Genomic DNA, 12,877 nt, shown 5'->3' with positions numbered 1-12,877 from the left:
CCCGGATCGATCACCGATGCGCCCGACGATCAGCCGCCGATGACGGCCTGGATCTTCTGCTTCAGCGTGTCGGCGTTGAAGGGCTTGACGATGTAGTTGTTCACGCCGGCCTGCTTGGCCGCGATCACGTTCTCGGTCTTGCTTTCCGCGGTCACCATGATGAAGGGCGTGCCCGCCAGCTTCGCATCCGCACGGATTTCCTTGAGGAGCTGGAGGCCGGTCATCGGCTCCATGTTCCAGTCGGAGATGATGAGGCCGAACTTGCTCTCGCGCAGCTTCGCCAGCGCCGAGACGCCGTCGCCGGCTTCGTCGATGTCGGTGTAGCCGATCTGGGTCAACAGGTTCCGCACGATGCGCCGCATGGTGGCGTAATCATCGACGACGAGGATCTTCATCTAGACGTCTCCGCAATAATCCATTGCCGGTATCGCTCCGGCGTTTACGCCCACCCGGCGCGGGGCTGCGCCGTAATTCGGGAAGTGATGCCGACTTTAGTGCCCTAACCGCCGCCAAAAGTCATCCCCTTGGCACACACTGAAGCAGGCTGGTAAAGAACGTGTTACCACGCGCGTCAGCATCTTAGCGATTCCACAGGGCACCGACAGGGGTAGCAACCCTGACCCCCGCCGCCCGGTCGAAAAGTCCGTCCCGCCCCCCGGTCAGAGCGCCGCCGTCGCACCGGCCAGCCACGCGGCGGTGGCCTGGTCCAGCAGCGGGAGCAGCGACTCGCGCACGCGGGCGTGATAGGCGTCGATCCAGGCGACCTCCGCCCCGGTCAGCAGCGCGCGGTCGATCAGCGTCCGGTCGATCGGCACCAGGGTCAGCGGCTCGAACCCCAGCATCGGCCGTTCGGCCCCACCCAGATCGCCCTCCGCCTCCAGCGGGCGGACGACGATCAGGTTCTCGATGCGGATGCCGTAGGCGCCGGTCTTGTAGTAGCCGGGCTCGTTGGACAGGATCATGCCCGGCTGCAACGCCACCGTGTTGCCGACCTTGGAGATGCGCTGCGGCCCCTCATGCACCGACAGGAAGCTGCCGACGCCGTGGCCGGTGCCGTGGTCGTAGTCCAACCCGGCCTGCCACAGCGGCAGCCGCGCCAGGACGTCGAGCTGCGACCCGGTCGTGCCGCGCGGGAAACGGGCGGTCGACAGCGCGATGTGGCCCTTCAGCACGCGGGTGAAGCGGTCGCGCATCTCCGGCGTCGGCTCGCCGACGGCCAGCGTGCGGGTGACGTCGGTGGTGCCGTCCAGATACTGGGCGCCGCTGTCCAGCAGGAACAGGCTGCCCGGCTCCAGCCTGCGGTCGGTGTCCGGGCTGACGCGGTAATGGACGATGGCGCCGTTCGGCCCGGCGCCGGCGATGGTGTCGAAGCTGACGCCGCGGAACCGCTCGTTCTCGCGGCGGAAGGCCAACAGCCGCTCCACCACCCGCAGCTCGGTCAGGTCGCCCTTGGGCGCCGCCCCGGCGAACCAGCGCAGGAACCGGACGATGGCGGCGCCGTCGCGGGTGTGGGCGGCGCGGGTGCCGGCCAGTTCCGCCTCGTTCTTGCAGGCCTTGGGCAGGGCGCAGGGGTCGCCCTCGCGCTCGACCCTCGCGCCGGCCAGATGCAGCCGGTCGACGATCCAGGCCGAGGTGCAGGACGGGTCGGCCAGCACGCGGGCGGAGCCGCGCGCCACCGCGTCCAGCGCCGCGCCGAACTCGGCCAGCGCCCGCACCCGCACCTGGTTGCCCAGATGGGCGCCGGTCTGCGGCGCCAGCTTGCGCGGGTCGAGGAACAGGTCGACCGAGGCGTCGGCGCCAAGGATGGCGAAGGACAGCGGCAGCGGCGTGCAGGGCACGTCGGCGCCGCGGATGTTCAGCAGCCAGGCGATGCTGTCGGGCTGAGTCAGCACCGCCGCGGCGATGCCGTTGCGCGCCAGGTCGTCGGCCAGCCGGGCCCGCTTGTCGGCGGAGCTTTCGCCGGCGAGGGCGTCGTCCTGCGGCACCACCGGGGTCAGCGGGGCCGGCGGCTGGTCGTGCCACACCGAATCGAGCGGGTTGTCCTCGCACGCCACCAGCAGGATGCCGGCGCGCTCCAGCGCGGCGCGGGTCTTCTCCACCCAGCCGATGGTGTGCAGCCACGGATCGTACCCGAACCGCCCGCCGTCCGGCAGCGCCGCGGCGATCCAGTCGGCCAGCGGATCCTCGACCAGATGCTTGTACTCGTACAGGTCGGCCGGCACCTCGCCGCGGACCTGGAGGGTGTAGCGGCCGTCGACGAAGATCGCGGCGCGGGCGGCGGTCACCACCGCATGGCCGGCCGAGCCGGTGAAGCCGGTCAGCCAGCCCAGCCGCTGGGCGCGCGGCGGCACATACTCGCCCTGATGCTCGTCGCCGCGCGGAACGATGAAGCCGTCGAGGTCGCGGCGCTTCAGGGCGGCGCGCAGCGCGGCCAGCCGCTCCGCCGGGCTCGGGCAGGCCGAATGGGGGCGGGCCGAATGGGGGTGGGCCGGTTCCGCCGCGGCGGCCATCTCCGCCTTCAGCGCCTGAAGCTGGCTGGCCAGCGCGTCGGGCAAGGGGTCGCCGACCAGCACCAGCCAGGCCGCCGGATCCTCGCCCTCGGGGGCGGCCAGCACGCCGGCGACCAGCGCGCGGATGTCGGCGGGGAAACGGACGATCCCGGCCTGGGTCAACAGGGTCGCAAGGGCGTCGTCGCCACGGTACGCGCTGGGCACGGAGCGGGTTCCTCAAGAGGGTGAAGCCAACACCCCCAGGCTAGGCACCGCGCCGTCCCGGCGCAAGCCGTCGCGCGGCGCCTACGCCGGAAGGTGTGCCGGCGGGGCGGGTGGGGTCAGATCGGCAACCCGGCGTCGTCGGGCAGGCCCAGACGTTGCAGCACCCGCTTGCGCGCCTCGCCCCGCTCGACGTCGGAGACGTGGAGCAGGCCGCCGATCCGCCGCAGCAGGCTGGCTTCCAGGTCGTTCAGGACGCCGTCGGCGTAGGCGACCTCCCACAGCATCTCGATGATCCCGAGGCGCTGGTCCGGCGCGCAGCGCTCCAGGATGACGCTGACGTAGCGGTGGTAGGGCGAGGCGCCCTCCGTGTCGAACACGGCGGCGGACAGCAGGTCCTGCGCCTCCTCCTCGCTCAGCGCGAAGTGGCGGCGGGTGACGGCCAGGATGCGCTCGCGCTCCTCGCCCGAGATGGTGTTGTCGGTGCGCGCGGCCTCGACCATCAGGGCGGCGGCCGCCGCCTGCACGGCGTCCTCGCCCGGTTCGGCGCCGTTGTCGCCCGTGAACAAGGACCGGATGCGGTTCAGCATGGTGACTCCCCAGGAACGTGTCGGAACAGTGTCCCTAGGGGAAGTCGATTGCCGGTCCGTTGGTTTCAACGCTTCACCACAAGAGTGGTCCATTCCCCGACCGGGATGCGGGCGACCAGCCGCAGGCCCTGGTTGCGGTGGGCCTGGATGACGTGGCGTTCCTGCCGGTTCAGCAGCCCGGCCAGCACGGCGTAGCCGCCCTTCTTCAGATGGCGGCGCAGCAGCGGCGCCATGCGCGACAGCGGGCGAGCCAGGATGTTGGCGGTGATCAGCGTGTAGGGCTTGTGCCGCGAGACGATGCGGGTGTGGTAGCCGTCACCGCCCTGGGCGCGGATGCGGCCCTTCAGCCCGTTCAGCGCGGTGTTGATCCGGGTGACGCGCACCGCCTCCGGATCGATGTCGACCGCGGTCACCGGCACGCGCCAGCGCTTGGCCACCGCCAGCGCCAGGATGCCGGAGCCGCAGCCCATGTCGAGCGCGCCGCCCTTGCCGCCGCGCGGCAGCTTCAGGTGGCGCGACAGCCGGTCGAGCGCCTGGAGGCAGCCGTTGGTCGAGCCATGCTCCCCGGTGCCGAAGGCGGTGGCGGCGTCGACCAGCAGCGCGATGCTGCCGGCCGGCACCGTGCCCTCATGGTGGGAGCCGTGGACGAAGAAGCGCCCGGCGCGGATCGGCGGGAAGCCCTGGTAGCTGTGCGACACCCAGTCGATCGCCGGCAGGTTTTCCACCGCCAGCACCGGCTCGTCGATGCCCAGCGCCTTGGCCAGCACCGCGACGCGCGACTGGATGCGGGGCTCGTCGGGCTGGCCGTACAGCGTCGCCTCGACCAGCCAGTCGCCGCCCTCCTCCAGTTCGAAGGTGGACACCGCATCGGCATGGTCGCCCACCGCCTCGGCAAAGGCCGGGACATGGGCTTCGGGAACGACCAGCGCGATGCGCCAGAGCGGGGTTTGCGACATGGCAGGGGCTTTCCGACGACGACAGACGACCGCAGCGTTTTAGAGCGGTTCCCGATCCGAAGAAATCGGAATCCGCACCAAGGGGGGCCGCCCACCTCCGCGACCCGTCCCGACGGCGCCGGAACCGGCGTCCGCCCACCCGCCGTCCCCCGGTCCGGTCAGTTGCCGGGAACGATCATCGGATGAACGACGAACAGCTCGCGGGCCGCCGGATCGACGTCGACCTTCACCCAATGGGCGTTCGGGCTGCCGAAGGTTTCGACGCGGGTGACGTTGGCGATCAGGTTGGCCTGGTTGACCAGCGGCTTGTCCACCTTGAAGAAGTGGGTGTCGCCATGGACGATCAGGATCTGGCCGTCATAGCCCCTGGCCTCGGCGACCAGCGCGTCGATGAAGCGGTCGTAGCCGTCGTAGCCCGGCGTCTTGCGCTCGTCGACGCCCTCGGTTTCCGGCAGGTCGAAGCCGAGGTCGGCCTGGAAGGTCAGCACCACGCCCGGCGCCCCGATCGCCTTGGCCTTGGCCAGGGCCTCCTTCATCCAGGCGATGTTGGCGGCGTCGCGCTCTTCATACTCCGCGTTGTCGGCGGCGCATTGCTCGGCCTTGCGGGCGCTCTTCCTGGTGCAATCCTTCTCGTCGAACACCTTGTTGTTGTTGCTGCCGGGGATGTTCAGCCCGACGAAGACGATCCCGTTGTGGATCAGGCGGGTGTTTTCCGAAAACGCCTCGCCGGGCTTGCCCTGCTGTTCCAGCGTCAGCTTGGCTTGGCCATAGCTCTGGTTGGTGGCGAACAGGGTTTTGCGGACGTGGGCAAGCCGCTCCAGATTGTCGTAGCCGCCGTTGTTCAGGCGGTGGCAATCGGTCCATTCATTGTCGCCGGGGACGTAGATCATCGGGCGCTTGAGCTGATCGAACAGCGCCACCGCGTCGGCGTAGCTGCCGTCGGTGCATTCGGAGCTGCCGTCCTTGGTGTCGCCGTCGAACATCGAGAAGGCGATGTCGGCCTCGTTCATGTTGTCGATCAGCCGCTTCATCTTCGGTCCGTCGCCGTTCTTGGCGTAGGGCAAATCGCCCCACAGGCCGAAGGAGAAGGGCGTCACCACCGGCGCCGCGGGTTGGCCGGCGGTGGATTGGGCCGCCGCGGACCGCGCGCCCGCGGTGACGAGCAGGGCGGCGGCCACCAGAGCCAGAGCGGTCCGGCGGGCGGGCAAAACGGCGAAAACGAAACGGTGCATGATGGTTTCCAAGTCGGCACGGAGGGGGTTTCTCCCTGTTTAGGGAGGTGCCCGAAGCCAGTCATGTGAATTTCCCATGACCGGCTTCGCCCACGATGGCCGCCGCCCGCTCCCGGCCGTCACCGCCCGCCCAGGCGGTCGGCGATGTCGTGCATGCCCTGGGCGCGCAGGACGGACTGGCGGTGGCGCAGCAGGCGGCGGTCCAGCGCCTTTTCCATCGCGGCACCCCCCAGCAGCGCGCCGTCCGCCCCCTTCAGCCGGTCGGCGAGGCCGTGGGCCAGCACCGCTTCGGCCTTGGCGTCGCGGCGGTCGAGCGGCTGTTCGCCGGCGATGGCGTGGCGCAGCCGTTCCAAAAGGACGGCGCGGCTCTGCGGCGCCCGGCCGCGCAGGGCCAGCAGGCACACCCGGCGCAGCGACCCCGCCACGGGAGCCGCCATGGACGTCGGCGCCGGATCGGGATCGCGGTCGAACAGGGCGTCGATCAGCGCGCACAGCCCGGCGTGAAGGCTTGGCTGCGCGCCCAGCAGCTCCTTCATCGTGTCGGCGGAGCCCATGATGTCGGCGATGACGCCGTCGAGCAGCGCCAGATGGCGGGGCTCCATGCCCTCCCCATCCCCATCGATCATCGCCAGCAGCAGGTCGAGCTTGCCGGCCAGCGTGCCGCCACCTTCCAGATGCTGGCACAGCAGGGTCAGGAACAGCGTGTCGTGCCCGGCGTCCCCCACCGCGGCCTCGATGCTGCGGCTGGTGCCGGGGAGATCGCTGCTGTCGAAGCGCGGCAGCCGGCGCCGTTCGGCCAAGGTGTCGCGGGCGGCACCGGTGACCGCCTCCACCAGCAGGCGCAGCTCGCGGGCGCGGGGGCCGGGGGCCACGCCGTGGATGTCGGCGTGATGGCGGGCGACGGCGTGGATGGCGGCGCCGAGCAGCGCGCCCTGTTCGTCCAGCTTGCGGAACAGCGGCCAGGAATGCAGCAGCTCGGTCGGGGTGATGCGCTGGGCATCGAGATAGGGGCGGAGCAGCCGGCCGATCACCACCCGGCTGTCGAAGCCGCGCAGGTCGTCCGGGGTGCGGCACAGCGGCGCACCCTCGGCCGTACCGCCCAGCGTCAGGCCCAGGCGCGGCGGCTTGGGGGCGGTCTTGTGCAGGATCACCGTTTCCAGCGACAGGCCGGCGACGGTGCGGAACCTGATCACCTTGACCTCGTCCACCCCCGACGCGGCAAGCTGCGAGCGGGCGGCGGACAGCGCCGCCTCCTGGTCGGTGTAGGCGCCTTCGATGCGCCAACGGCCCTCGCGGCGGCTCTGCACCTCGTAACTGACGCTGCCCGTCCCGAACACGGCGATGGCCTCCGGTGCTGTTGCGACCGCTCCAACCCTGCGCCGCGGCGGCGCACCGGGCTGTGACGGCCGTCACAGCCCCGGCGTGCTGCCCGTTGCGGGCGAGCGGCTCACCCCGCCTTGTCGGCGGGAACGACGAAGCTGTCCATCACCTTCTTGGTGCCGGAATGCTCGAAGTCGATCTCCAGCTTGTCCTCCGCCACCGCGACGACCGTGCCGTAGCCGAACTTCTGGTGGAACACCCGCGCCCCCTTGGCGAAGGGCGCGTCGGGGCGCGGGCGTGGCGCCACGGCGTAAGCCCCCTGGTCCAGCGTGATGGTCTTGGGCGCCGGCGCCTGCCGGGTGGAGCCGCGGAACTGGAAGCCGCCCCCCATCCCGCCGCCATAACCGCCGGCCCCGCCGACCCCGTACCCCCCCGCCCCGCCGCGGGCGCCGCTGCCGGCGAACAGGCCGCTCGCCGCCTCGGTCTCGACATTGTCCTGCGGCAGTTCCTCGACGAAGCGCGAGGGGATGGCGCTGGCCCAGGTGCCGTAGAGCCGCCGGTTGGCGGCGTGGCTGACATAGGCCCGCTTGCGCGCCCGGGTCAGCCCGACATAGGCCAGCCGCCGCTCCTCCTCCAGCCCGGCGATGCCGGTTTCGTCGAGCGCGCGCTGGTTGGGGAAGACGCCCTCCTCCCAGCCCGGCAGGAAGACATGGTCGAACTCCAGCCCCTTGGCGCCGTGCAGGGTCATCACCGTCACCTGCTCGATCCCGGCGGCCTCGGCGTTCTCCATCACCAGCGCGACATGCTCCAGGAAGCCCGGCATGTTCTCGAAATCCGCCATGGCGGTGACGAGTTCCTTCAGGTTCTCCAGCCGGCCGGGGGCTTCGGGCGTCTTGTCCTCCTGCCACATGCGGGTGTAGCCCGACTCGTCGAGGATCATGCGGGCGAGGTCGGTGTGCGGCACCGTCGCCATCAGCGTCCGCCAGCGGAAGAAGTCCTGCAGCAGCCCGCGCAGGGTGGCGCGCAGCTTCGGCTTCAGCTCGTCCGTCTCGGTCAGCGCCCAGCCGGCCTCGGTCAGCGACACCCCGCGCGCCCGCGCCGCGGTGTAGAGGCATTGCAGCGCCGCCGGACCGACCGCCCGCTTGGGCACGTTGACGATGCGCTCGAAGGCGAGGTCGTCGTCGGGCGAGTTCACCACGCGGAAATAGGCCAGCGCGTCGCGGATTTCCTGCCGCTCGTAGAAGCGCGGGCCGCCCAGCACCTTGTAGGGCAGGCCCAGCGTGATGAAGCGCTCCTCGAACTCGCGGGTCTGGAAGCCGGCGCGGACCAGGACCGCGATCTGCGACAGCGGGGTGCCCTTGCGCTGGAGCGTCTCGATCTCCTCGCCGATCCAGCGCGCCTCCTCCTCGCCGTCCCACACCGCCTTGACCCGGATCGGCTCGCCGCCGTCGGCCTCGGTCCACAGCGTCTTGCCCAGCCGCCCCTGGTTGTTGGCGATCAGCCCCGACGCCGCCGCCAGGATGTGCCCGGTCGATCGGTAGTTCTGCTCAAGCTTGATAATAGTAGCGCCGGGGAAGTCGGTTTCAAACCGCAGGATGTTGCCGATCTCGGCTCCACGCCAGGCGTAGATCGATTGATCCTCATCGCCGACACAACAGATGTTCTTGTGCGCCTGCGACAATATCCTGAGCCACAGATACTGCGCGACGTTGGTGTCCTGGTATTCGTCGACCAGCAGGTATTTGAACTTGCGGTGATACTCGGCCAGCACGTCGGGGTGGCCCTGGAAGATCGACAGATTGTGCAGCAGCAGGTCGCCGAAGTCGCAGGCGTTCAGCGTGCGCAGCCGTTCCTGGTAGGCGCGGTAGATCGCCACGACGCGGCCGCCGGCCACGTCGCCGCCATCGGTGTCGGCCAGGCGGTCGGGGGTCAGGCCGCGGTCCTTCCAGCGCTCGATGGCGCTCAGCACCTGCCGCGCCGGCCACTTCTTCGAATCGATGTTCGCCGCTTCCAGCAACTGCTTGATGAGGCGGACCTGGTCGTCGGTGTCGAGGATGGTGAAGTTCGACTTCAACCCGACCAGTTCGGCGTGGCGGCGCAGGATGCGGGCGGCCAGCGCGTGGAAGGTGCCGAGCCACCAGCCCTCCGGCTCGATCCCGACCAGATGGGCGACGCGCTCGCGCATTTCGCGGGCGGCCTTGTTGGTGAAGGTCACCGCCAGGATCTGGAAGGCGGCGGCGCGGCGCGTCATCAGCAGATGGGCCAGCCGGGTCGTCAGCACCCGCGTCTTGCCGGTGCCGGCGCCGGCCAGCACCAGGACGGGTCCGTCCAACGCCTCCACCGCCGCCCGCTGGGTCGGGTTGAGGCCGTCCAGATAGGCGAAGCGCTGCGCCGAAGCCGGCGCGCCGGAGGGAAAGGCGGCGGAGGGGTCCGCATGGCTCAGCGGATCATTGATCAGCGGATCGTGGCTCAACGGATCGTCGTCGTAGGCGTCTGACATGGGCTCTTCCGGAATCGGGCGTCTGGTGCTGGTGCCTGGCGTCCGTCGCGACCTTCGGGTCCGGACGTCCGAAATCGGCACAAGCGTGGGCAGGCTTTCTTGCGGTCGGAACGTATATAGCACAAACCGCCCCGCCCCGAACCCCGCAGACGGCCCGCCCGCGCCCGGCCGATGGCGGCGCGATCGCCGCGGCGGGGGTCCCACCGCGGGCCAAAGCGTAGGCCGAAGGTCCGGCGGCCGGGCCATACGCCTCAACCGATCGGTCGGGGCATAATGCTGCGCGATCTACTCCGGCAGATGGATAAGTCTACCACAGCCTTTGTTCAGAGTCGGGACAGCACAGAGGTCATCCGTTAACAAAAAGCTCTTTTCTGTCACAGATCGTTATTCCGGCCGACCAGCGGAAAGGCCACCATACCGGCATCTCGTCTTATCCGGGCTTAGGGCATATGCCCATTGCTCGACAAAAAATTTACCTAAGCGAAATTTTGCGCGGCGCAAATCGGGGGTATCTATGGATCACAACGAGGCACCCCCGCACCCTGACGGGGAAGGGACCGGACGCAAGCGCGGTCGGTCGGGGATGCCCCGGATGCGCCACACGGGCGCTCTTTCATTGGAACGGAACAAAGGCGGGCTGAGACCATGGATGCCATCAACGTTTTCCTCATCGACGCCAACAAGCTTTTCCGTGAGGGCATGAAGCGCCTGTTCGAGGGCACGTCCTTCAACGTCGTCGGCGAGGCGAGCAGCCTGCGCGAAGGTCTGGCCTCGCTGAAGGCCGGCACCGTGACCGACATGGTCCTGGTCGACCCGCCGAGCGGCGTCGACGAGGAGATCGAGGCGATGCGCACGCTGCGTGACGAGCATCCTTCGGTCAAGATGGTCATCCTGACCAACGATCTGTGCACCCGCCGCCTGTCGGGCGCGCTGGGCGCCGGCGCCGGCGGCTACCTGCTGAAGGACATCGCCTGCGAGGCGCTGATGCAGTCGCTGAAGCTGGTGATGATGGGCGAGAAGGTGTTCCCGACCCATCTGGCCGAGCTGCTGGTCAGCGGCCGCACCGACGACATGGGCACCGAGCTGCCGACCCGCCGCAAGGGCCTGTCGCAGCGCGAGGTGCAGATCCTGCGCTGCCTGCTGAACGGCAACAGCAACAAGATGATCGCCAACCACCTGAACATCACCGAGGCGACGGTGAAGGTCCACCTGAAGAGCCTGCTGCGCAAGATCAACGCCTCCAACCGCACCCAGGCGGCGATCTGGGCGCTCAACAACGGCATCGGCGGCGAACTCGCCGGCGCCAACGTGGTCGCGGCGGCGGCGAACCAGTAAGGGGGCCGCGCGCCCGTCCTCTCCCACGATGTGGGGGAGGGGCAACCGTCGCATGACATGAAAAAGCCCGCCCGACGATGGCGGGCTTTTTCATGCCGTCGGACCGACCCTCACTCCGGCAGGCGGATCACCACCCGCAGGCCGCCATAGGGGCTGTCGTCCAGCGTGATGTCGCCGCCGTGGCCGCGCGCAACGTCGCGGGCGATGGTCAGGCCGAGGCCGGAGCCGCCGGTGTCGAGGTTGCGCGAGCTGTCGACCCGGAAGAAGGGCTTGAAGACGTCCTCGCGCAGCTTGGCGGGGATGCCGGGGCCGTCGTCGTCGATGACGATCTCGATCACGCCGTTCCGCCGCTCGGCCTGGACCCAGGCGGTGCCGGCGTGACGGCCGGCGTTGACCAGCAGGTTGGCGATGCAGCGCCGCATCGCGTTGGGGCGGGCCAACATGGTCAGGCCGGCCGGCGCGGTCAGCGTCACCTCGGTGCCGTCGCGGCGGGCGCCGGCCGCGACCTCGTTCAGCAGGCGGGTCAGGTCGGTCGGCTGCACCGCCTCCGTCCCCTCGCCGCGGGCGAAGGCGAGATAGCCCTCGATCATCATCTCCATCTCGGCGACGTCGGCCTTCAGCTCCTCCACCTCGGGGTCGAGGTCGGGGGCGTCGATCATGTCGAGCGCCAGCTTCATCCGGGTCAGCGGCGTCCGCAAATCGTGGCTGACGCCGGCCAGCATCTCGGTCCGCTGGGTGATCTGGCGCTGGATGCGCTCGCGCATCAGCAGGAAGGCGGAGGCGGCCTGCCGCACCTCCGTCGCCCCCTCCATCTTGAAGTTGGAGACGTCGCGGCCCTTGCCCAGCGCGTCGGCGGCGATGGCCAGCCGCTTGATCGGCCGGATCTGGTTGCGCATGAACAGGATCGCCACCGCGAACAGCACGATCGCCGATCCCACCATCCACAGGATGAAGATGTAGCTGGTCGGCGAGAACAGCCGGCGTTCCGGCGACATCACCGACAGCACGCCGTTCGGCATCTGCACCCGGATCTCGTACCATTCATGGGCGACGCGGGTGTTGATGGCGAAGGGGCGGGCCACCCGTTCCTCCAGCGCCTTGGCCAGCGTGCGTTCCAGCAGGCCGCTCGGCGCCCGCTTCTTGTCGGGCAGGACCTGGTCCGGTTCCAGCGTGACGATCAGGTCGGTGGTGCGGGCGGTGGTGGCCAGCGCCCAGTCGCGGCCGTCGGGCGACGGGTCGCGCTCCAGCATGGCGATCGAGGTGGCGATGTCGCCGGCCACCGCGAAGGCCAGCCGGTTGGTCACCGTGTCCCAGTGGCGGTCGTAGAAGATCCAGGTCGCCACCGCCTGGGCCAGGATCACCGGCGTGACGATGATCAGCAGCGACCGGCCGAACAGCGTGCGCGGCAGGAACCGCTTCAGCCACGGCGTGCGGCGGCGCCGGTCGCCGCGGCGGGTGGTCACCGCGTCGGGGCCGGTGGCGGCGGTCACGGATCGGGCCTCAGCACATAGCCCTCGCCGCGCACGGTGTGGAGGTAGCGCGGTTCGCGCGGGTCGCTCTCGATCTTGCGGCGCAGCCGGGTCACCTGGACGTCGATGGTGCGGGCGTTGCCGGCGACCTTGCTGCGCTCCGTCAGCTCCTCGCGGGTGAAGGTCATGCCGGGGGAGGCGGCGAGGATGCGCAGCAGGCTCGCTTCCGCCGTGGTCAGGCGGATCACCTCGTCGCCGGCGCGCAGCTCGTCGCGGTCGGGCAGGTAGGTCAGCGGGCCGAGCCGCACCGGCGCGGCGGGCGGGGCGGCCGGTTCCGGCGGGCGGGCGGCCTGCCGGCGCAGGATGGAGTTGATTCGCAGCAGCAGCTCGCGCGGCTGGAACGGCTTGGCCAGGTAATCGTCGGCCCCGGCCTCCAGCCCGGCGATGCGGTCGTCCGGCTCGTCGCGGGCGGTCAGCAGCAGGATCGGCAGGTCGCGCTCGCGCCGCAGCGATTCGGTCAGCTCCAGCCCCGACTCGCCCGGCATCATGATGTCGAGCACCAGCAGGTCGAAGGCCAGCCCGCCGAGCTGCGCCCGCGCGTCGGCGGCGTCGCGCGCCGTGCTGACCAGGAAACCATTGCTGGCGAGGTATTTGCGGAGCAGTTCGCGCAGGCGGGTGTCGTCGTCGACGACCAGGATGTGGGGCTGATCTTCGGTCATGGTTCGACTATAACGCGGCTCCCCGCAATCGACATAGCCGTCCTG

General features: G+C 70.0%; 10 protein-coding genes. 1 reads left to right on the top strand and 9 read right to left on the bottom strand.

The window, feature by feature from the left end; genetic code table 11:
• Window positions 1-29 precede the first annotated feature (29 nt).
• The 7 genes from TSO352_RS14830 to TSO352_RS14800 form a co-directional block, all read right to left on the bottom strand.
• Window positions 30-395 carry a chemotaxis response regulator CheY gene (locus TSO352_RS14830; RefSeq protein ID WP_109108063.1) on the bottom strand — a complete coding sequence of 122 codons (366 nt, stop codon included), beginning with the start codon at window positions 393-395 and terminating at the stop codon, window positions 30-32.
• Between the two features lie 264 nt (window positions 396-659).
• The gene (locus TSO352_RS14825; protein WP_109108062.1) at window positions 660-2,714 is read right to left on the bottom strand and encodes an aminopeptidase P family protein; all 2,055 of its coding nucleotides are present in this window, start codon (window positions 2,712-2,714) and stop codon (window positions 660-662) included.
• A 116-nt stretch (window positions 2,715-2,830) separates the two neighbouring features.
• Window positions 2,831-3,301: a TerB family tellurite resistance protein gene (locus TSO352_RS14820; RefSeq protein ID WP_109108061.1), complete on the bottom strand. Its 471-nt coding sequence runs from the start codon at window positions 3,299-3,301 to the stop codon at window positions 2,831-2,833.
• A gap of 65 nt (window positions 3,302-3,366) precedes the next feature.
• The gene (locus TSO352_RS14815; RefSeq protein WP_109108060.1) at window positions 3,367-4,257 is read right to left on the bottom strand and encodes a 50S ribosomal protein L11 methyltransferase; all 891 of its coding nucleotides are present in this window, start codon (window positions 4,255-4,257) and stop codon (window positions 3,367-3,369) included.
• A gap of 158 nt (window positions 4,258-4,415) precedes the next feature.
• Entirely contained in the window at window positions 4,416-5,489 is a 1,074-nt protein-coding gene (locus TSO352_RS14810; RefSeq protein WP_109108059.1) for a hypothetical protein, read from the bottom strand.
• A 119-nt stretch (window positions 5,490-5,608) separates the two neighbouring features.
• A complete protein-coding gene (locus tag TSO352_RS14805) occupies window positions 5,609-6,826 on the bottom strand; it encodes a hypothetical protein (RefSeq protein ID WP_109108058.1) in 1,218 nt (405 codons plus the stop codon).
• Between the two features lie 110 nt (window positions 6,827-6,936).
• On the bottom strand, window positions 6,937-9,309 hold the full coding sequence (locus tag TSO352_RS14800) for a UvrD-helicase domain-containing protein (protein WP_109108057.1): 2,373 nt from the start codon (window positions 9,307-9,309) through the stop codon (window positions 6,937-6,939).
• Window positions 9,310-9,954: 645 nt separating this feature from the next.
• Here TSO352_RS14800 and TSO352_RS14795 point away from each other — a divergent pair.
• Window positions 9,955-10,644, top strand: a complete 690-nt coding sequence (locus TSO352_RS14795; RefSeq protein ID WP_109108056.1) for a response regulator transcription factor — start codon at window positions 9,955-9,957, stop codon at window positions 10,642-10,644.
• A gap of 110 nt (window positions 10,645-10,754) precedes the next feature.
• Here the strand turns inward: TSO352_RS14795 and TSO352_RS14790 are convergent, their stop codons facing one another.
• Both TSO352_RS14790 and TSO352_RS14785 read right to left on the bottom strand, forming a co-directional pair.
• Window positions 10,755-12,134, bottom strand: coding sequence for an ATP-binding protein (locus TSO352_RS14790; RefSeq protein WP_109108055.1), 1,380 nt, complete (start codon window positions 12,132-12,134; stop codon window positions 10,755-10,757).
• Window positions 12,131-12,832 carry a response regulator gene (locus tag TSO352_RS14785; protein WP_109108054.1) on the bottom strand — a complete coding sequence of 234 codons (702 nt, stop codon included), beginning with the start codon at window positions 12,830-12,832 and terminating at the stop codon, window positions 12,131-12,133. The genes TSO352_RS14790 and TSO352_RS14785 overlap by 4 nt, the downstream gene beginning before the upstream one ends.
• Between the last annotated feature and the right edge of the window lie 45 nt (window positions 12,833-12,877).

Source organism: Azospirillum sp. TSO35-2 (genome assembly GCF_003116095.1).
Classification (GTDB): domain Bacteria; phylum Pseudomonadota; class Alphaproteobacteria; order Azospirillales; family Azospirillaceae; genus Azospirillum.
Note: the sequence above shows the minus strand (reverse complement) of the source record. Positions and strands in the feature narration are given on the sequence as shown.

Coding starts and splice junctions, on each gene's coding strand:
- TSO352_RS14815 (WP_109108060.1), bottom strand. CDS start 4,257: ATGTCGCAAACCCCGCTCTGGCGCATCGCGCTGGTCGTTCCCGAAGCC.
- TSO352_RS14830 (WP_109108063.1), bottom strand. CDS start 395: ATGAAGATCCTCGTCGTCGATGATTACGCCACCATGCGGCGCATCGTG.
- TSO352_RS14810 (WP_109108059.1), bottom strand. CDS start 5,489: ATGCACCGTTTCGTTTTCGCCGTTTTGCCCGCCCGCCGGACCGCTCTG.
- TSO352_RS14795 (WP_109108056.1), top strand. CDS start 9,955: ATGGATGCCATCAACGTTTTCCTCATCGACGCCAACAAGCTTTTCCGT.
- TSO352_RS14820 (WP_109108061.1), bottom strand. CDS start 3,301: ATGCTGAACCGCATCCGGTCCTTGTTCACGGGCGACAACGGCGCCGAA.
- TSO352_RS14785 (WP_109108054.1), bottom strand. CDS start 12,832: ATGACCGAAGATCAGCCCCACATCCTGGTCGTCGACGACGACACCCGC.
- TSO352_RS14800 (WP_109108057.1), bottom strand. CDS start 9,309: ATGTCAGACGCCTACGACGACGATCCGTTGAGCCACGATCCGCTGATC.